This is a genomic window from Microbacterium sp. I2, assembly GCF_051364985.1.
Lineage (GTDB): Bacteria > Actinomycetota > Actinomycetes > Actinomycetales > Microbacteriaceae > Microbacterium.
The window spans coordinates 221,433-241,180 of the sequence record NZ_JBLWIH010000022.1 but is presented as its reverse complement, the minus strand read 5'-3'; the positions used below and the strand labels follow the sequence as shown (position 1 = coordinate 241,180).

The 19,748-nt window shown below is 72.4% G+C and carries 12 protein-coding genes; 1 reads left to right on the top strand and 11 read right to left on the bottom strand.

Going from position 1 to position 19,748, the window contains the following annotated elements; translation table 11 throughout:
* Positions 1 to 114 precede the first annotated feature (114 nt).
* The 11 genes from ACLKM7_RS16570 to ACLKM7_RS16520 all read right to left on the bottom strand — a co-directional run bounded on the left by ACLKM7_RS16570 (position 115) and on the right by ACLKM7_RS16520 (position 19,003).
* The gene (locus tag ACLKM7_RS16570; RefSeq protein ID WP_436448289.1) at positions 115 to 1,050 is read right to left on the bottom strand and encodes a hypothetical protein; all 936 of its coding nucleotides are present in this window, start codon (positions 1,048 to 1,050) and stop codon (positions 115 to 117) included.
* Positions 1,047 to 2,567 (bottom strand): DUF5684 domain-containing protein, encoded by a 1,521-nt coding sequence (locus tag ACLKM7_RS16565; RefSeq protein WP_436448287.1) that lies wholly within the window; start codon positions 2,565 to 2,567, stop codon positions 1,047 to 1,049. Before ACLKM7_RS16565 ends, ACLKM7_RS16570 begins: the two co-directional genes overlap by 4 nt.
* On the bottom strand, positions 2,564 to 5,092 hold the full coding sequence (locus ACLKM7_RS16560) for a transglutaminaseTgpA domain-containing protein (RefSeq protein ID WP_436448285.1): 2,529 nt from the start codon (positions 5,090 to 5,092) through the stop codon (positions 2,564 to 2,566). The genes ACLKM7_RS16565 and ACLKM7_RS16560 overlap by 4 nt, the downstream gene beginning before the upstream one ends.
* Positions 5,089 to 6,459, bottom strand: coding sequence for a DUF58 domain-containing protein (locus ACLKM7_RS16555; protein WP_436448283.1), 1,371 nt, complete (start codon positions 6,457 to 6,459; stop codon positions 5,089 to 5,091). The genes ACLKM7_RS16560 and ACLKM7_RS16555 overlap by 4 nt, the downstream gene beginning before the upstream one ends.
* Before the next feature lie 11 nt (positions 6,460 to 6,470).
* The gene (locus ACLKM7_RS16550; protein WP_436448281.1) at positions 6,471 to 7,439 is read right to left on the bottom strand and encodes an AAA family ATPase; all 969 of its coding nucleotides are present in this window, start codon (positions 7,437 to 7,439) and stop codon (positions 6,471 to 6,473) included.
* A 58-nt stretch (positions 7,440 to 7,497) separates the two neighbouring features.
* Positions 7,498 to 13,476, bottom strand: a complete 5,979-nt coding sequence (locus ACLKM7_RS16545) for an Ig-like domain-containing protein (protein ID WP_436448279.1) — start codon at positions 13,474 to 13,476, stop codon at positions 7,498 to 7,500.
* Positions 13,476 to 14,612 carry a serine/threonine-protein kinase gene (locus ACLKM7_RS16540; RefSeq protein ID WP_436448277.1) on the bottom strand — a complete coding sequence of 379 codons (1,137 nt, stop codon included), beginning with the start codon at positions 14,610 to 14,612 and terminating at the stop codon, positions 13,476 to 13,478. Before ACLKM7_RS16540 ends, ACLKM7_RS16545 begins: the two co-directional genes overlap by 1 nt.
* Positions 14,613 to 15,248: 636 nt before the next feature.
* Positions 15,249 to 16,136 carry a type IV toxin-antitoxin system AbiEi family antitoxin domain-containing protein gene (locus ACLKM7_RS16535; RefSeq protein ID WP_436448275.1) on the bottom strand — a complete coding sequence of 296 codons (888 nt, stop codon included), beginning with the start codon at positions 16,134 to 16,136 and terminating at the stop codon, positions 15,249 to 15,251.
* Positions 16,137 to 16,553: 417 nt separating this feature from the next.
* Positions 16,554 to 17,210 (bottom strand): spermidine/putrescine ABC transporter substrate-binding protein, encoded by a 657-nt coding sequence (locus ACLKM7_RS16530; protein WP_436448273.1) that lies wholly within the window; start codon positions 17,208 to 17,210, stop codon positions 16,554 to 16,556.
* Positions 17,211 to 17,377: 167 nt separating this feature from the next.
* On the bottom strand, positions 17,378 to 17,962 hold the full coding sequence (locus ACLKM7_RS16525; RefSeq protein WP_436448271.1) for a hypothetical protein: 585 nt from the start codon (positions 17,960 to 17,962) through the stop codon (positions 17,378 to 17,380).
* A 15-nt stretch (positions 17,963 to 17,977) separates the two neighbouring features.
* On the bottom strand, positions 17,978 to 19,003 hold the full coding sequence (locus ACLKM7_RS16520) for an ABC transporter (protein WP_436448269.1): 1,026 nt from the start codon (positions 19,001 to 19,003) through the stop codon (positions 17,978 to 17,980).
* 137 nt (positions 19,004 to 19,140) lie between these two features.
* Between ACLKM7_RS16520 and ACLKM7_RS16515 the strand changes: the two genes are divergently transcribed.
* Complete coding sequence (locus ACLKM7_RS16515) at positions 19,141 to 19,746, top strand: hypothetical protein (RefSeq protein WP_436448267.1); 606 nt, start codon at positions 19,141 to 19,143, stop codon at positions 19,744 to 19,746.
* Positions 19,747 to 19,748: the final 2 nt, after the last annotated feature.

Here is a 19,748-nt window from a genome sequence, read left to right as displayed (position 1 = left end):
CATTCCTCGGCTAGCGCCCAGGCACGGCGGACGGAGCGCGTGAGCGCACACCCGATCCATGATACGTGCGTTTCGCGGGCCGGGCAAACGAGCGGCGAGATCCCCGGAGGACGCTCAGCCGGAGACGAGGACGGCGACGAGCGAGACGACCGCCACAAGGGCGACGACTGATGCTGCCGCCACCACGATCACCGCGAGCCTGCGGTCGCGACGGCGCGCGGCGGCGGGGTCGCCGAGGCTCTCGATCCCGGCGTTCGGGGCCTGCGCGCGGGCGGGCGCGCGCTGGGCGCTCGGCGGTACGGCGCGCGGCGTGTAGACGGCGTCTGTGGCCGGCGCCAGGGCCGCACGCGCGGGGACGAGCGTGGCCGCGGATTCGCTCACGGCCGGCTCCGCCGGGGCCTGCGCGGCCGGACCGGCCTCCGCGCGGCGGCGCGACTCGCGGCGGACGACGATCGTCGAGCCGTCGTCGGGGTCGACGGGGGCCGGAGCTTCGCCGGACCGGCGCGGACCGGCGGGGCCCGTCACATGGCGCGCCGGCGGGGCCGCGGCATCCGTCGGCAGCGCGCTGCTGCGCTTGACGGACAGGACGGTGCCGTCGTCGAAGGTCTCGGGCTCGGTCGGTGCGAACCCCCGCTCCGACAGGGCGGTGGACTCGTCGATGGGCTCGGGATCGACCGCCCGGCGCGGGGTCAGCACCGTCGCGTCGTCCAAGGGCCCGGGATCGACCGGGCGGCGGCGAGGGGTCAGCACCGTCGCGTCGTCGAAGGGCTCGGGATGGATCGGCTCGGTGGAAGCGGACCGGCGCTTCGACAGCACCGTCGACTCGTCGACGGGGTCGGGGCCTACGGCTCGGCGAGGGGTCAGCACCGTCGCGTCGTCGAAGGGCTCCGGCTCGATCGCCGCGGACCGCCGCTTCGACAGCACCGTCGACTCGTCGACCGGTTCACGGTCCACGCTGCGACGCGAGGAGAGACGGGTGGCTTCGTCGAGGGGCTCGTCGTGTCCCGTCCGCCGTGCGGGCTGCGTGTGCTCATCGGGCACGTCCGTCACGTGTCGCTCCGCATGAGGCGCACCTCGGCGTCGCCCAGCAGGAACCGGTCACCCGCCTCGACCTCGACCCCGGGCGGGGCCTCGACCTCGGTGCCCATGAGCGTCGCGAACAGCACGCCGTTCGTGGAGCCCAGGTCGGTCACGTACCAGCGATCGTCGCGCAGCTGCAGGCGCGCATGGGTCTTCGAGACGGTCCCGTCCTGGATCGGGATGAGCTGCGCGCCCGGGTGAGCCGGGTCCGGCGCGGGCCGGCGACCGAGAATGACGACCTCGGAGCCGATCTCGACCGGGTTGCCGGTGGGCGGCACGAGCGACCAGTGCGTGCGACGGCGACGGGCGATGATGGTCTCGTCCATCACGTCGTCGTCGTCCGGGATCTCGGGCTTGGCGTGCTGCGCCGAGACCGAAGCGCGCGCCGAGCGAGGTCCGCCCGCGTCGGGCGCCCCTGCCACGGCCGAGACGGCGCCGGAGCTCTCGGCGAAGGCCTCCTCCGGCTCGCTCAACGGCGATCGCGCCGGAGCCCACGGCTCAGGGTTCTGATCGACCGGGGCGCCTCGCGGCACGCGCACCATCGGCGGACGGGTGAGGCCCTCGACGGGGTCGCCCGGGGAGGATGCCGGCGGCGATGAGGTGCCTACCTCGTCGGACGCCAGCATCGCGGGGATCGGCGGCACGGCGGGCACGGCAGGCACGGCCGAAACCGGAGCCGGCGCACCCGGGATCGCGCCGGTGACCTCGCTGCTGAGATCACCGGCATCGGCCGCGAAACCTTCCCAGCCTTCGCCGGGGGCGCTCGAGGCCGGAGCGGATGCCGCTGCGGAGTCCGGCCCGGACGCGCTGCCAGGGCTGGGCAGCGGGGGCGGGGCCCACCCGCCCGCAGGCGCCGTGAATTCTGCGGCCGGGGCGGGTGTCGGAGAAGGGGCCGGCGGATGCGCCGTCGAAGCCGGTGAGAACGAGGCGGGTTGCGCGGGCGTGAACCCGGCGGGCGAGGCGGGAGTGAAGCCGGCAGCCCCGGGTGGCGGCGGCGCCGAGCTGGGCGGCGCCGGCGCGAACGAGGGCAGCGGCGGGAGCGTGGGCGGAGTGTCGCTCGAACGCCGGGGGCCGGAGCCCGCCCGTGAAACGTGGGCGACCGGGGCATCCGCCTCCCTGCCGACCCAGCGGGCGCTTCCGAAGCCGACGATCGTCGCCCACACGGGCAGCAGCAGCACGCCGAGCACCGTCATCCCGATGCCGAAGCCGAACGCGACGTTGAGGCGATAGATCGCCAGGGCGAACACGGCGATGAACGCGATCTGGACGATCGGCACGAACGCGAGCACGACCAGCCACGGTGAGAGCCCCGCGAGCTGCAGCAGCACGACGGTGTTGAGGACCGGCACCCACGCCTTCCACGGCTCGACGCCCGACTTGCGGAACACGGCGGAGAGCGCGAGAGCGACCCACACGTAGAGGGCGGCGACCAGCAGGAGGCTGAGGAGCATCCCGAAGAGGACTCCAGAGGCATCGGTGGCGTTCATGGCATGGGACGCGCGGGCTCTGCCCGTCGTCTCCCCCTCTCGGCGATTCGCAGGCCGGCACCCGATTCGGATGCCAGCGGACGGAGCAACGATCTCAACGATACGGTCGCGAGCGCCCCGCGCCAGAAACCGCGCTCGCGTCGCAGCGCGCGTCGCTCGGCGTCGACGGTTGCCCAGTACTCCTCCGCCTCGGCGGCGTCGAGTGTCGCGGTTGAGAAGACGGCGCGGTCGGCCGCGGTCGCGAGGGCCGCGCCGGACGGCGAGGCGAAGGCCTCGGCGAGCTCGCTCCGCGTCAGGGCGCGCGGGGCATCGCGCCCCGCGTCGACCGCGGCATCGACGTACTCGTCCCAGCCGCCGGCGATGCGGGATGCCGGAGCCGCCGCGCGCCGCCGCGACCGCCGTCGCGACGCCTTTGCGCCGAGCACGATCAGGAACGGCCCGAACGCCAGCGCGAGCACCAGCGTGACGACGCCGGCGATCCGCAGCACCGGCCACAGCCACGCGAGATCGACGGCGGCCTCCTCCTCGGCAGCGCGGTCCGAGGCCGAATCCTCCTGCGTGGGCTCGGGCGGCACCACCGCTTCGACCGAGTCGGGGCGCACCTCGGTGACATTCTCGGGGTCGCGCTGCTCGGTCACATCCAGGCTCGGCGACTGGTCGTATTGCGGCGTCACGTCGACGGCGACCCACTCGCCGTCCGCCGACTGCACTTCGGTCCACGCCGCGAGGTCGCCGGCGCGGCAGGCGCCCTCGTCGCAGGCCGACAGCTCCGCATCGGTCGCATCCAGTCGCGCCCCGAGCACGACCCGCGCGGGGAATCCGAGCTCGCGCGCCATCAGCGCCGCCGCGACGGCGAACTGCTCGTCGTCACCGACGGCGGCGACGAAGTTGCCGGATGCCTCGGCACGAGGATCCGTCTCACGCTCGAGCAGTCGCGAGAACATCGTCTCCACGCGCGCCAGCGAGTGGCCAGACGCGCTCGGCTGGAACGAGTAGTCCGACAGCTGCGTGGCCCACGCCGGAAGCGAATCTTCCTCGCCGGCTGCCAGGCCGTGGCTGAGGTAGCCGCGTTCACGCATCAGCGAGACGAGGCCGTCGAGCCGTGCTCCCCCCGTGCCGGTGCCGTGCCGGTCCATCCACGTGTGCAGGCTCTCGGGGGTCGCGACACCGCCGAGCGGACCGCCGGGCGCCTCGAGCTCCGACAGCTCGGCGGTGGCCGGCTCCACGCCCTCCAGCACGAACCGGTCGCCGGGCTGCAGCCCGCCCCCCGCGGTCTGCACGCCGGCGGCGGCGGTGGCGTTGTAGTAGAACCGATCGGCCAGCGTCGCGGCGCGGGGGCCGCCGAAGTCGACCGTCCGCAGACGGCCGGCTGTCGGCATCCAGATCCCGTCCCATGCCTCGATCGAGATCGCGGCGCCCACCGGCTCGCCCTCACCCGCGTCGAGCGCGGAGGGCACACGCACGAAGCGTCCGGCATCCGCCGTGCCGTCTCCGCCGCCGGGTCGGTACACCTCGCCGTCGTAGGCGTCGAGCGTCGCCAGGCGCACGCGGTCGGGAAGGGCCGCGCCGTCGACCGGGTCGACGCGGAACAGCAGCTCGCCGACGCGCTCGTCGCCGAACAGCGCACGGTACTGCGCGAGCGGGCTGACCTCTGCCGACAGGTCGATGTCGGGCCCGATCGCCGAGCGCAGCACATCGCGGTCCGCGCCTCGCGCGGCGAACGGCACGACCACGACGGCGATCGTGAGCGCCACGGCCGTCAGTCCCGCGCCCAGCAGCGTGCGGCGGCGGTCGGCCGGCGACGTGCGGCGCGAGACACGGACGCCGCTGGATGCCGCCGCGCGCTGCAGCGCGCGCACCCGCTGGTCGTGCGTGCGCCACGCCAGCCACAGCAGGCACGCCAGCAGTGCGGCTACGCCGATCGCGGTCTCGACGGGGGCGTACAGCGCCACCGGACCGATCCGCAGCGGGGCGCTCACCGTCGTGCGACCGAAGAACAGCCCGAACGACACCATGCCCAGCGCCACCGGCACCGCGGCGTACGCGGCACGGCCCTCGCGCCACGCCAGGAGGAGAACGACGCAGGTGCCCACGAGGAACACCACCAGCGCGGGCACGAGAAGGTTGCGGTACGAGCCGACCGGCAGCTCGACCGTCACGAGGTCCTTCCAGCCCAGCACGAGGCCGCTCGCGAGCTCGCCGAGGCCACGCATCAGCTGGTCGGGCGCACCCAGGCGCGACGGCACCGCGAGCGGAATGCCCAGCAGCAGCACCGAGACCGCCAGCGCCCCGGCGACGATCCAGCCGTTCCACCGCCACCGCCATGCGGCCGACGCGATGAGCGCGGCGACGCCCGCGCCGACGGCGACGAGCACGAGCTGGCTCGTCGAGCGGTAGATCGGCCATGCGGCGACGGCAGCGATCGCCACGATGACCGCCGCGAACACGGCGCCGGCCGCGACACGGGGGACGAAGCGGGGCGGCCGCACACGCGGCGATACGGCCGGAGGCGTCAGGGCGCTCACGAGGTCGCCCCTCTCAGCAGCAGGCCCGCGAGATCGTCCAGGGTTCCGACGGTGAGCACCGACAGGCCCGACAGCGTCTGCATGCGCGGGTGCGCGCTCTCGTCGCAGATGACGCCGATCACCGCGGTGTCGCCGGGGAACGCCAGGGCCGCCTGCTGCAGGCGCGTGAGGGTCACGCGCGAACCCACCACGACGAAGGCGATGGAGAGCCGCTCGCCGGATTCGGCGGTGAGGCGGCAGACCTCGCCCACCGGCATCGTGTTCTCGAGCAGCTCGACCGAGCTGAAGCCGTCGAGCATCGGGCGCGGGGCGGCGGCGGGCACGCGCCGGATCGCGCGCAGCCGGCCGCGCACGACGCGGGGGATCTCGGAGCCGGTCACGATCGTCACGTCACGCGCATCGTGCACGGCGCGCAGACCGAGCGACGCGGCGCACGACACGGCGAGCTCGAACTCGTCCGCGTCTGCGTACTCCGCCTCGGAGGCGGCGAGCACGACCGCCATGCTCGAACGGCGCGACTCCTCGTACTGGCGCACCATGAGCTTGCCGGTCTTGGCCGTCGACCGCCAGTGGATCTGGCGCCGCGAGTCGCCGGGGGCGTACTCGCGGATCGCGTGGAACGACATGTCGGCGTCGACGAGCCGGCGCGTCGGACTGCCTTCGAGGTCGCGGATCAGCCCGGCGCTGGTGGAGGGCAGCATCGTGGTGCGCGGGTGCACGTAGACCTCGTGCACGTCCTCGAACGCGTGCTCGCGCCGCAGCAGCCCGATCGGATCGCTGCGGACGGTCGTCGCGGGGCCGACGGTGACGACGCCGCGTCGCAGCCCCGGGATGTCGAGGGGCTGCGCGACGGTGTGCCCCGGCCGCAGCAGCGGGACGCCGAACTCCACCAGGCCGGCGCCGACCGGGATGTCGATGCGGCCTGGCAGTGCGATCCGGTGCCCGTCGTTGCGCACCACGATCTCGCCCGTCACGCCGTCACCCGCGACGACCCGCTCGTGCGTGAGTGTGAGGTCGACATCGTACGCACGGGCCCCGAACAGGAACGGCACCGCCGTGACGAGGAGGACGACGGATGCCGCGCCCGCGACCATCCACTCCACCCAGCCGAACACGAGGCCGAGCACGAGGCCCGCGGTCGCCGCGACGGCGACGAGCGTGCCCGCCGGGCGGACCGTGCGCGAGGCCCAGGTCGCCGCAGTCGCGATCGCCGCACCGGTCGCGCGCGACGCGCTCGTCCACCACACCGCGGCCCGCACGAGGGCGCGTGCGCGGGGCGACGCGACGCTCGTGGCGGTCGCGTGCGTGCGCCCGGTCATCCCCGTGGATTGGACCGTGCGTGTCAGACGCGACTCGGTGAGGCTCATGCGGTCTCGGATCAGACGGCGGCTTCGCGGCGGGCGGGGGGTGCGACGTCCAGCAGCACCTGCCCGACCACGGTCTCCTGGGTGACGCCGTCGAACTCGGCCTCGGGGTGCAGGATCAGGCGGTGCGAGAGCACGGGCACGGCGAGAGCCTTCACGTCGTCGGGCGTCGCGTAGGTGCGGCCCTGCGACGCCGCGCGCGTGCGCGTGGCCTTCGACAGCGCGAGGGCCCCGCGGATGCTGACGCCCAGCCGCACTTCGTCGGCCGCTCGCGTGGCGTCAACGAGCCGGGCGATGTAGTCCAGCACCAGTGCGTCGACGTACACCTGCGTGGCGAGATCGGCCATGCCCACGAGGGCCTGCGGCGTGATGATCGGCGACAGGTCGGCCGTCGCGACGGCCGCGCCGTCGAGGATGCGGACGGTCGCGGCGTGATCGGGATAGCCGAGCGACGCGCGCATCATGAAGCGGTCGAGCTGCGCCTCGGGCAGGCGGTAGGTGCCTGCCTGCTCCACCGGGTTCTGCGTGGCGAGCACGAGGAACGGCACGCCCACCTGACGTGAGACGCCGTCGATCGTGACGCGCCCCTCCTCCATGACCTCGAGGAGGGCCGACTGCGTCTTGGGACTCGCGCGGTTGATCTCGTCGGCCAGCACGATGTTGGCGAAGATCGGGCCGGCGTGGAACTCGAACACGCCCTCCTTCTGGTCGTACACGCTCAATCCCGTGATGTCGCTGGGGAGCAGGTCGGGCGTGAACTGGATGCGCGTGTTGACGCCCTGCACCGATTGGCCCATGGCGCGAGCCAGCGAGGTCTTGCCGGTTCCCGGAACGTCCTCGAGCAGCACGTGGCCGTCGCTGAGCATCGCGGTGAGGACCAGCTCGACGACATGACGCTTGCCCAGCAGGGCACGCTCGACGTTGTCGGCGATCTGCCCGAACGTCTGGGCGAACCAGTCGGCCTGATCCTGGGTGATGGTCATGTCGTGATGTCCTTGCTGTTCTGGCGGGGAGGGGAGGCGTGATGCGTCGTGCGGCCGATCAGGGTGTGGGCGGGGTTCCCGTGTCGGGCGGCGTACCGGGATCGCATTGCGTCCTCGGCAGCGTCTGGGAGGCCGGATCGAGGTTCCACGCGGCGTTCCAGCCGGCGCTGACGGTGACGCCTTCGACGCTGACCGCACCGAGCGGCACCTGCCACGAACCCGCGCTGTAGGTCAATGCCGCGCCTTGCTCGTCGCGGAAGACGATGCCGGCGTCCGACCACGTGATCGTGGCATCGCCGTTGCTGGACTGCCAAGTGCGCTGCAGCGTCGTGCCGGCCGTGCAGGACTGGATCGACCAGCTCGCCTGCACCTGGTACGGGGCGCTCCCTGCCGCCGGGACGACGAGGGCGCGCGCCGACTCGTTGCCCCAGAGCCTGTGCCGGTAGTACACGTAGATGCCGGGGTCGTGGTCGTAGATCGAGGTCGACCCATCCCACCCCTCGAAGTGAACCTCGTTGCTACGCGGCGGGTTCTCGGTCGAGTCGGGCGTCTGGCTGATGCTCCAGCGCGCCTGCTGACCCACGATCGACGGGCTGCGGTCGACGACGAACGTGTATCCCCGGGGCGCGGCGCCGCTCTGGTTCGCACGGACAGTCTGCTCGGCGCCGCCTCCGCCGTACACGGCACCGCCGTACCAGGACTCGACGCACACGAAGAAGCGGTACTCCTCGCCGTCCTCGAGGCCCGGGAAGGACGCGTTCGCCCCGCCGGTCACAGGATCGCAACGGTGCCGGTCCTCATAGCGAACGATGTGGTAACGCAGCTCTGAACCTGTGCCGTTCGGCTGGGCGGTTGCCACGGCGTTCACCGTCGCGAACCCGTCGCCGGTCGACTGCGAGCTGAGCGACAGCGTCACGTTCTGCGGGGCGCCCACGCCGTTGGCGTTGACCGTGATCGTCTCGCCCGAGGGCCGCCCGCCGAGCCCCGGAGGCAGCGAGTACCGCGAGTACGGGGTGACCGAGACGGGTGTGCCCGAGTTCGAGCCAACCCGGAAGCGGGGTACGTCGACACGCTCGGAGTTGTGACTCACCGGCACGCGCACGGTCTCGCCGGCCGGGCTCGAGATCTCCAGCGTGCCGGTCTCGGCGCCGTCGACGCCATGGATCACGAGCGAGACGACGCCGCCCTCGCCGTCGGTGACGACCGGTGACCACTCCACCCGCGACGGGCTGCCCGGGGTGTCGTACGCCCACGCGACGGTGCGCACGCTGCCGCGCGATTCGCCCACGCTGTTGACCGCCCATGCCTCGTACGTGCGCTGATCCCCGTTGGGCGCCGGAATCGGCGGGCAGGCGCCGTCGGCCCCGCAGCGCGCGACCTCCTCGCCACCCGAGCGGACGACGAACCCGCTCAGGGCGGGATAGGCCTGCCGCGCCTCGCCCGGGTCGACGCGCAGCGAGACCGTGCCGTCGGCGTAGCCGGTCTGCGCGACGCTGGACGGCGTCTTGGGATAGCCGAGAAGGTCGAGCATCACGCGCCCGTCGCGCTCGGAGCTGGTCACGCGCCCCTGTGCGTCGCGCACCGAGAACGCCGCCGTGCACGTCGCGCCCGGGGCATCCCCCGTCCACGACGCCGTCACGTTCGTGGCCGAGGCGACCGCGAAGCTGACGCCGAGGCACGCGCCGGTCGGGCGCACACCGACGACCTCGAGGGGCGTGCGCGGAAGCGGGTTGACCTCGCCGCCCACGCCGATGACCGAGATGCTGCACGACGAGCCGGAGCTCTGCGAGCACTGCTTGACCACCGAGCCGCCCTGCGGCAGCGTCGAGGGCGCCGCGCCGACCCGCAGGATCAGCCGCGCCGGCGCCACCGCCGGGTGACTGATGACCGAGACGAGCGCGGCCTCTTCCGACCCGGGCACCGCGGCGTCGGCACCGGTGACCGTGAGCACCGAGCCTTCCTGCGTGACATCGAACGACCCGCCGCCGTGCTCGACGGCGTACTGGATGCCGTCCCAGTCCTCGCGCAGCTGCCAGGTCGTCATGTTGCGCAGGTCGAACGTCGCCGTCTCGCCAGGCCCGACCGTGATCGATCCCGGTCGCAGCACCGGCTGCGGGTCCTGCGGCTGCACCGTGATCGGCACTGACAGGTACGTCCAGTCGTCCTTGCCCGCGATGCGCACCGGCACCTGGCACGCGTCGACCCACGGCGCTCCGGCGCCCGCGTCGTAGCGCACCACCGTGCCCGATTCCACGGTGCAGGCTGCCTCGGCGCGCGCGCCCGAGACGCGCACGTCCGGTCCGACCTCGATGCGGCTGCCGCGGGGACGGGCCACGAGCTCGGTCATGTCGAACGTGGTCGACTCGGTCTCGCGCACTTCCGGCGACGCGGCACCGGCCCGCAGGGTCAGTGCCAGATCGTCGTCGCCGGGCACCTTGAGGAACCCGTAGGTGGTCACCGTCTCGGCCGCGTCGCCGGCGTGCGCGCTCTCGCCCGTCACCGCGAACGGGATGAGACGCGTCGTCGGCGGCAGCTCGCCACGAAGCTCGGTGCCGTCGACCGTCACGCCCTCGGGCTCGCCCCACAGCGACACGTCGAGATCCGAGATGTCGCCGCCGGACCACGTGACCTTGCCGTCGAGCACATCGACACCGCGCGGGAAGTCCTCGCGGGACTCTACGGTCAGGATCGTGTCGGAGACGATCGGGTAATCGGGCACGCTCTCGCGCACCACTCGCACCACGATGAGGCCTCGTCCGGTGTTGCCCGACGTCGACTCGACGTCGTAGAGGAACGACATCGTGCCCGGCTCGGCACCGGCCTCGATGACGACGGTGGCATCGTCGACCGTCTGGATGCGCTCATCCAGACGCGCATACTCCGGGTTCTCGCTGCCGTCCACCAGAGACATGGGCACATCGGGACGGATGTCGGTGACCTTCAGCGCACCCAGCGTCGGGTCCAGGTCGTTCGACAGCGGGCTGACACGGATCGTGTTGCCCTCACCTGCCTGCACCTGCACGTAGTCGGTGAACGTGACGGGGCTGGGGTTCGCCTCGCTGTCGAGCACGCCCACGCGCACCGCGCCCTCGGCGGTCTCACCGAAGGCGTCCACCACGCGGTAGCGGAACGACACCTGTCCGCTGTCGCCCGGCACGCTGGAGTAGAGAATGGATGCCCCATCCGCCGAGATCGTCGCGGAGCCCCGCTCGGGCTGCTCGACGATGCGATCGAGTGTCACGACATCGCCGTCGGGATCCATGCCGAAGCCGTCGAAGTCGACCAGTGCCGACTGACCGCTGAGCACGCGGCCCTCGAGGGTGTCGGCGGAGGGCGCACGGTTGGCGTCGTCGTCGATCACACGCACGCGCACCATCGCGGTGTCGGCGAGCGCAGGGGCGCCCGTCGTGAACACCGCGTAGTCGATGCCGTACTCCCCCGGCTCGGAGGGCGCGAGGTAGCGAAGCACGTCGCCTGCCGCGAACGCGAGCGCGGCATCCGTCGACGACGTCACCTGCGACGCATCGAGCGTCGGACGACCGCCGGCGGGTGAGACGTCGTTGTCGAGCACCGGGATGTCGATCTGCGCCCCCGCGCGCACGACGACCGTGTCGTCGATCGCGATCGGCGACAGCTCGGGAGCCTGCGGCAGCAGGTACACCGTCGCCTCGCCATGCACTCGCGCACCCTCGTCCTCGGTGCCGTCGCTGACGACGTACGAGACCGTGCCCAGGCGGCCCGGTCCGCCGTCGGGCGTGGAGCCCGACACACGGAGGTGGTTCTGACCCACAGCGTCCACCGAGAGGGTGGCCCCGGCATCCGCCGTCGCCACCACATCGCTGAGCAGCAGCACGCGGTGCGTCGGGTTCGAGACGGCGTCGAACACGTCGAGCGTCGCGTCCTGCTGAGGATGCACGAAGGCGACGACCGGCGACGTCGCCAGCTGGGCGGGAGCGTCGGCGGGCAGCAGCGTGATGCGCGCCGTGCCGGTGGCGTTGCTGGTGCCGTCGGTGACGGTGAAGTCCACGCGGTAGGTTCCCGCGCCCTGAGCGGTGAAGTCGAACGACGTCGAGCCGCCGATGACCGTGGCCGTCGCCGCGGCGTCGTCGAGCACACGCACCGAGTCCAGCGACAGAGTGCCTGCGGTCCCGGTGACGTGATCTGCCACATCGATCGTGATGCCCGAGACGGCGGTGTCGACGACGGCGAACGACTGCGCGGCGAGCTGAGGCTGCGGCGAGACCCTCACCACGAGGGACTTCACCGCGGTCTGTCCGAAGGTGTCGGCGACGGTCACCGCCAGCTCGATCTGCTGCTCGCCGCCCTCGCCGGTGTCGCTGTGCTGATAGACCACGTCGCCGCCGGGGGTCGCGGCGACGCTTCCGACGCCGGTCACGTTCTGGACGCCCAGGAGCAGCAGCGGATCGCCCTCGGGATCGACCCATCCCGGCAGCACCGGCACGGTCACCGTGCCGCCGCGCGCCACCTCGGGCTCGGGCCACTCCACGAGGCAGCGATCCACACCGCACCACTCCGGCGCGCTGTTCACCGACGGCGCGGCGACCGAGAGCGTCACCGTCGCCGGTTCAGAGGTCAGTCCGTCCTGCGCCGTGCCGTCCGAGACGACGTACGAGAACGTCCCCGACCCGCTGGCCTCGGGGTCCAGCCGCACCGCGAACCGCTGGCCGTCGTCGGTCACGGTCACCGTGCCGAACCCGGGGTCGAGTCCGGTGACCGACCGGGGATCGATCGCCAGCACGTCCTCGTTCGGGTCATGGTCGTTCATGAGCACCGGCAGCGACGCCAGGCTTCCCGCGCGCACGCCGAACGAGTCCGGCTCCGCGATGGGCGGCTTGGGGTCGAGCACGACCTGCAACTGCTCCTCGCTCGGCACGGCGTCGGGGTCGGTGCGGTCATCGAGCGACCAGTCCTGGCTCGAGGCGATCAGCTCGCCGTCGGGAACCGACCACGCCCACCCCGAGCGCGTCTCGTTGAGGATCATCGCCGAGCCGGTCGCGACGAAGGTCGGCCGTCGCTCGTCGGGCATCGACTCGTCGCCGTAGTCCAGCGCGATCGTCTCACCGCCGGTGCGCCACAGCGTGCCGCCGGTCTCGCCCTGAGGCAGCCATGCCGCGTAGACCGCGCCATCGTGCGGCACCGGCTGTGCGGGCGTGCCCAGCACAGCACCGGTTCCGGTGCCGACCTCGACATCCATATCCGATCCGTCGACCGGAACGCGCACGAGCGACGTCTCGTCGGCGAGGTACACGTCGGAGCCGGTCGCGTCGGGTGCGCCCACGACGACGGCGCCGGTCGTGGGAGCGGATGCCGCAGCATCCGTCCCTCGCAGCCACACGTCGCCGTCCTCGGTGTCGACGACCGCCCACGTGTCTCCGGCGGCGGTGATCGCGGGCTCGGTGATCCCGTCCACGTCGAGCGGATCGCGGCCGCGCACGGCCGCGTCGTCGATGTCCCAGCGCAGCACCGAGCCGTCGGCGCGCGAGTAGCTGAACAGCACGCCGCGCTCATCGACGGCGATCGCGTCGGCGGCGTACTGGGGGGCGTCCTCGTCGTCGGACGGGAACGGGTCGAGCTGAGCCGCGGCGCCCGTCGAGAGCAGGCCCGCGAAGACGGCGCCCGAGTCAGTGAGGTAGGCGACGTAGTCCCCCGCCGTCACGACGTCGGTGGTGCCGGCCGGGGTCGAGGTCGAGGCCTGCAGCGCCTCCTCATCGAGATCGGTCGGCTGCGCCTCGTCGATGCGCGTCACCTTGCTGAAGCTGTCGCTGAAGACGTAGGCCGCGTCGCCGGTCTGCACGACCTGGTCGGGATTGCTGATGCTGCGGACGGTGTCGAGCTCGCCGATCGAGGTGTTCACGCGCGCGTAGCGGCGGCCCTCGCCGGTCTGCAGCGCCCACACTGCCGTGTCGACCTCGGGGGTCTCCTGGGCATCCAGGCCCGGCCACACGACGCTGACGCCGATCACGACGGCGACGGCGGCACCCGCCGCGACGAGTCCGGCGATCGTCCTCCGCCGCATCACAGCACGCCCGCCAGGTACAGGGTCGCCACGACCGCGACGGCTCCGAGCACGAGGCCGGCTCCGACGCCCGCGACCCACGGCAAGGCGCCCCGCCGCCGGGCGGCCGGAGCCGAGATGTCGGTGTCTTCATCGCGGGCCAGCGCCGCCACTCCGGTGCCCGATCGCACCTTGCGGGTCGTATCGCGCTCGACGCGTGACCGGGCCGGACCCCGCAGCGCGGAATCGCCGAAATCGACGGGGGCGGATGACGGAGACCAGTCGGCGTCGGGAACCTCGAGGGGCGTCGGGTGCTGGCCGAGCTCGGCCTGCACCTGGCGCAGCGCCTCGCCGAATGCGCGGGCGGACGGCTGCCGGCCGCCCGGATCGCGGCTCATCGCCGTGGCGAGCACGCGCTGCAGCGACGCCGGGACGTCGGCGCGCGGAATCTCGACGTATGCCGCGCGGGCGATGCGCCGCCGCAGCAGCTCCTTGGTGTTCTGGCCGCGCTCGCGGCGCTCGAACGGACTGTGGCCGGCCAGCAGCGAATACACCGTCGCCCCGAGGCTCCACACCTCGCTGCTCACCGTGCCGGCGGTCTGCTCGGCGACGACCTCGGGCGCACTCCACGGGATCGACATCGCGAGCACCTCGTCCGCGGTCCGCCGCAGCAGCGACGACGAGATTCCGAAGTCGGCGAGGACGGGAGTGCCGAAGGTCGTGATGAGGATGTTGCTCGGCTTGACGTCGCGATGCACGAGGCCGGCGCGGTGCGCCGACTCCAGCGCGCTGGCCATGCGCACGCCGATCGCGAGGACCTCCTCGACGGGGATGCGCTCGACGCGGTAGCGCTGCGCGAGTGAGCCCGGGCAGTACTCCATCACGATGTACGGGCGGCCGTCAGCCGAGATGCTCGCCTGGTACACCGTCACGATCGAGGGATGCGCCGACAGGTGAGCGAGCACGTCGGCCTCGGCGTTGAACATGCGGCGCAGCTCGGGATCGCGCACGTCGCTGGGCATCACCTTGACCGCGACGTTGCGGCGGGGCATGTCCTGCTCATAGAGGAAGACGTCGGCGAAGCCGCCTGATCCCAGTGGGCGTATGTAGGCGAGTCCGGGCAGGATCGGAGGCGCCGAAGGAAGCCGTGTGGCCACCTCACCTCCAGCTGCCGACGATGGGCCCGTGGGCCTATGCCAAGGACGACTCCTGCCGAGAAGCGGCAGCAAACTCGGCAATGCTAACAAAGCCACCTGCGAGAGTGCCCCGCGCCCCCTTTCCCCGCCCTTGCCCTGCCCCTTCTCCCCGGCCCTGTCGCGAAAACACCAGCCCGTCGCGCAACACGCCGAGCCGAGGCATCCGTCACCGGCGCGTCGTCGTTACGGACTGGTGTTCTCGCACCCGGTTAGGCGGGCAGGCGCCCGAGTCAGAAGAGACGACGGATGCCGCGGGCCGCCCCGCCCCTGCACCACGGTCCCGTTGCGGAAAACACCAGTCCGTCGCACAACACGCCGAGCCGAGGCATCCGTCACCGGCGCGTCGTCGTTACGGACTGGTGTTCTCGCACCCGGTTAGGCGGGCAGGCGCCCGAGTCAGAAGAGACGACGGATGCCGCGGGCCGCCCCGCCCCTGCACCACGGTCCCGTTGCGGAAAACACCAGTCCGTCGCACAACACGCCGAGCCGAGGCATCCGTCACCGGCGCGTCGTCGTTACGGACTGGTGTTTTCGCACCCCGGGAGACAGCAGGGGCCCCGAGCCCGAAGAGACGACGGATGCCTCGGGCATCGGCGCTCACCAGGTGAGGCCGGCGATGCTCCGGTGAAGATTGCGGGCCACCGCCGCGAGGATCGCGCTCTCGACGAGCTCCCAGTCGTGGATGATCAGCGTGTAGTCCAGTCGGAGCGTCACGAAGCCGAGAGCCATGGCCGCGGCATCCCGAACGCGATCGCGGTGTCTGGCCGGCCCGTCGTGGGTGCCTCCGTCGGCCTCGATGATCAGGCAGTCGCCGAGCACGAAGTCCACCCTGCCGACGCCGGGTATCTCGACCTGGCTCGCGACAGAGATGCCGTGCCGATGGAGCCGGAGGCGGAGCAGCGACTCGAGGCCGCTGTCAGCGTCGCTGCGGGCGAAGTCGACCAGCCAGCGCCACCCCTCCGGTACGAGGCTGCGAAGCCTTTCCCGACCCGAGCGATCAAGGAGCCGTTGCCGGAGCGCGGATTCGAGGGCCGCGAAGAAGACCTCACGCCCCCTGCACCGAAGGATCTGAAGGAGGCACTGGATGACGCCCACTCGATCCAATGCGAGGTCGTCGACCGGGATGTCGCGGTGGAACACGCAGCACGGCTTCCCCTCGAGATCCGGATCGATGACCAACCGTGTCGGATGGTGACCGGGGCGCACCCACGTATGGGTCCGCTCGTCCTCGTCATCGTCGAGGATCCACATGCCCCATGCCCGCCCAGCGCTGACGCACGCCACGCGCCCTCGATGGCTGAGCGCTTCGATAAGCCCGGGTGTGGTGTCGGGGAGTGCGTAGACGCCGTTCCGCGGTCGGAGCAGCCGCCCCTCCCGGACAGCGTGCGTGAGGTCGCTGCGTCCGACGCCCGGCCTCACCAATTGTGACGTGCGCGCTGTGCCGCCCAGAGTGCGGACGGCCTCCACGGCTGATTCGACCGACATGCCCACGAGCCTGCTCGCGCCCGGACGTGTGGTGGTGCGGCTTGGACGGATCTGTGCAGAAGCCCGCCCTTGGACCTCCTGTGGAGGAGCCGATCGCCGCGCCAGCAGTCTCTTGTGTGCCCTCGCCCGGTTGCGAAAACACCAGTGCGTCACCCGACACGCCGTGCCCTGGCATCCGTCGTCGGCGTGTCGTCGTTACGGACTGGTGTTTTTGCAACCGCCGTGGGGGTGGAGGCCGTAGGTGTCCGCCGTAGGGACTGGGCCGTCGGGGGGCCCTAGGGGGTGGGCCGCAGCGGGTGGGGCCGTGGGGGTGTGAACGGCCGTCGGGTGTGAACCGCCGTAGGGTACGGCCGTAGGGGATGAACGGCAGACCGGGCTAAAGGCGCGGGGCGAACGAACGACGACGGATGCCGCGGGTCAGGGCTGCGGCGGGTCGTTGGGGTCGAACGGGGCATCGAGTGAGCGTGTCAGCTCGGCGAGCATCGCCTCGATCTGCGGCTCGACGAACTCGGTCACCGCCGCCTGGATCCGCAGCCGGTGGTGGAGCAGGATCGTGCAGACCTCGCGCCCGACCATGTTGGCATAGTCGTCGGCGAGGCCGACCTCCTGCCGCAGGGCCGCCTTGGCGTCCTCGGTTAGCGGGGGGAGCGCCGGGATGCCGGCCGCCGCCTCTTCCGCCATGCCCGCGATCGTGAACAGGAACGGGGCACCCGGCACAGGATCGGGATCGAGCGGAAGACCCTCGAACTCGGGGTCGAGTCCCTCGGCCGGCCGATAGCTGCGCGCGCGGTTGCGCGCCGCCTGCTGGTCGAGCTCGGCCTGCAGCATCGGCAGGTTCAGGGACGTGTACTCGGCCACGGCCCGGTCCACGATCGTCTTGATTCGGGTCGACAGTCCGTGCTGCACGCCGTGCGGCACGTCGGCGCCGAGCCCCGCGGCCGACAGCACCGGCGATCCGAAACAGCGGCGGCACGGCGCCACCCGCCCCCGGTGCGTTGCCGGCTCCCAGCGGGGAAGCCACGCAAGCCAGGCGTCCACCGCCTGGCTGACCTGGGTCTCGAGCGACCGCTCCACGGCTCCAAGTTACTCTCTCCTCCCCCGCCGCCTCTCGTTTTCGTCGCCGACCACGTCGTTTCCCCACCGAGAAGGTCGACAAGGTCGGTCCGAGACGACACGGCCGCGCCAGGAACGACAGGCTCGGCGAAGAGAGCGAGGCGGTGGCGCGGGGCGGGGGCCTGGGGTCAGGAGGAGTCTTCCCAGGGCCAGCGGGGGCGGCGGGCGCGGGTGCGCACGAGCGCGATGCCCGACCACGAACACACGAACGCCGCCGCAGCGACGGCGACGCCGAACCAGGAGGTCGCGAGGCGCCCGGCGACGGCGGTCGCGACGGCCAGGTCCGCGCCGGTCGCGAGCCCCGCGAGCCATACGCCGCCGACGTACGCCACGAAGCAGGCCAGGGTCGTCCACGCGGAGCCCCAGAACGACGGATGCCCCGCCCCGGCGCCGACGCCGACGCCCGCGCCACCGCCACCGCCACCGACCCCCTGAGACCTCGAGGCTTCCGCGCCGGCCGGGGCCGCGGCATCCGTCCGGTCCGCCCTCCCGATCGCAGCCCACAGCCCGCCGGCGAAGGCGAGGGTCGCCAGCACAACACCCGTCGCACCCGGGATCTGCCCGAGCCCCGGAGTCGCGATGACGTCCTCGCCGATCGCGAGGCTCGTCATGCCGAGACCGAAGATCGCGAGCGCCACGAAGCCGATGGTCGCGAACGCGAGCGCCGTGAGAGGGCGGACGGGACCGCCCTCACCCTGCGGCGACTCGCTCATCTACATCAGCGACCTCTACTGCCGGACGAGCTGCGGGCCCGCCTCGAGCGTGCGTTCGTATTCGCGCTGCGCCTCGATGTTGAGCTCGGTGACGCGCCTGCCCCGCGCCGCGACCCACGCGCCGAACCAGATCGTCAGCTCGCGGCCGATCACGAACGCCGCGATCGCGAGCGGCGCCAGCAGCTCGGCCTCGACCAGTTCGGCGCCCTCGCGTGCGGTGAGCATCCAGAACGGGGCCTGGAACAGCGCACCGAGGATGTGACCGCCGTACGCGGCGATGCCCACCAGCAGGCCGAACACGACCCACGCGCCCCAGCGGCCGCGGTTGATGATCGCGCCGAGCAGCCAGAACGCCAGGAAGAACACGATCACCGGGATCCACAGCGACCAGGTGCCCAGCGCCTCGAGCGCCGTGGTCGCCACGTTCTCGCCGGTGACGTCGCCGGCGAGCGCGCCGAACCCCATCCACGCGGCGAAGTACAGCACGGCGAATGCGAGCGCGGCCAGCAGCCCGATCGCACCGGCGGCGCCGCGGTTGCCGCGCGGGCGCGGCGCCTCGGGAGCCTGCACGAAGATCGGCTGCGGAGCGAAAGCGGCACTGCCGACCGCGGGCTCGGAGACGGGCTCGCTCGGCGTCACCACCGGGGCGTTGACGACGGTCGGTGCATCGTCATTGCCGGCGGACGAGTACACGGCCGTGTCGGACGGCGTGCTGCGGTAGTCGAGGGATGCGGCTTCCTCGGACTCCCACGGGTCGGGCTCGGCGGGGGTGCCGTCGGCGGCACGCGAGCCGGCGAGCGGGCCGGCGGTGTCGGGAGCCGCCGAAGCGGCCTGGGGCTCGGAGCCGTTGGCATCGGAGCCGTTGGCGTCGGAGCCGTTGGCATCGGGGGCGTCCGTCTCGGCGGACGCGGCGGAGCGCGCGGCGGCATCGCGCCGGGCGGCCTCCGCCTCGGCGAGGCCTTCGTTGGCGCGACCGACGACGTCGTCGACGTCGCCGGGCTCTTCGACGGGCTCGCCGTAAGACGACTTGGGGTCACTCATCGCAGGCACTCCTCACGCGGGGACAGTTCCCGCAGTGCGAGAGTAGCCGCCGCTCCCGCGCACACGTCGGAGGCGTGCCGTGAGATTCCGGCGCGGTGCGGCAGGTGAACCACAGCGGATGCCCCTAACCTGGCGCCATGGCACTCCGAGCATCGCGACTCGCCGCAGCCGCGGCATCCGTTCTCGTCGCCGCTGTGCTCTCGGCGTGCGCCCCCGACGCGGGCGGCGCCGACCCCGATGACACCGGCCGGCCGACCTCATCGCCGTCCTTGTCGGCGTCCGGCACGGCGTCGCCCGGGGCGACGCCGACACCCTCGGCGACGGCGCGCGCCGACATCCCCGACGACTGCCTCGCGATCGTCGGGGACGACGTGCTGTCGCAGCTGGACGGGATACCCCTCAACGCCGCGGCCTTCGCCCCCACCGGGCCGCAGTCCGACGGCAGCCTGATCTGCGTCTGGCGCGACCCCGCCACCGACACGACAGGCCTCGTCACGACCATCTCGTACCTCTCGCGCGGGCCGGCGCTCGACATGCTCAACCAGCTCGCCGACGACGAGGGCTTCACCTGCTACACGCCAGACGGCGGCACGCGGTGCGAGAAGACGTGGCAGAACGAGACGTACCCGGTCACCGATGGCCGCACGCTGTTCTGGCGCGACGACATCCTCGTCGACACACGGTTCTCGAACCTCGCTCCCACGGGGTACACCGCCTCGATCGTCGAGAGTCTCTTCGGCTAGCG

What these genes read in the sequence shown, in the direction of transcription:
- ACLKM7_RS16565 (WP_436448287.1), bottom strand. Translation starts at nt 2,567, where the DNA reads ATGAACGCCACCGATGCCTCTGGAGTCCTCTTCGGGATGCTCCTCAGC.
- ACLKM7_RS16555 (WP_436448283.1), bottom strand. Translation starts at nt 6,459, where the DNA reads ATGAGCCTCACCGAGTCGCGTCTGACACGCACGGTCCAATCCACGGGG.
- ACLKM7_RS16550 (WP_436448281.1), bottom strand. Translation starts at nt 7,439, where the DNA reads ATGACCATCACCCAGGATCAGGCCGACTGGTTCGCCCAGACGTTCGGG.
- ACLKM7_RS16545 (WP_436448279.1), bottom strand. Translation starts at nt 13,476, where the DNA reads ATGCGGCGGAGGACGATCGCCGGACTCGTCGCGGCGGGTGCCGCCGTC.
- ACLKM7_RS16535 (WP_436448275.1), bottom strand. Translation starts at nt 16,136, where the DNA reads ATGTCGGTCGAATCAGCCGTGGAGGCCGTCCGCACTCTGGGCGGCACA.
- ACLKM7_RS16525 (WP_436448271.1), bottom strand. Translation starts at nt 17,962, where the DNA reads ATGAGCGAGTCGCCGCAGGGTGAGGGCGGTCCCGTCCGCCCTCTCACG.
- ACLKM7_RS16520 (WP_436448269.1), bottom strand. Translation starts at nt 19,003, where the DNA reads ATGAGTGACCCCAAGTCGTCTTACGGCGAGCCCGTCGAAGAGCCCGGC.
- ACLKM7_RS16515 (WP_436448267.1), top strand. Translation starts at nt 19,141, where the DNA reads ATGGCACTCCGAGCATCGCGACTCGCCGCAGCCGCGGCATCCGTTCTC.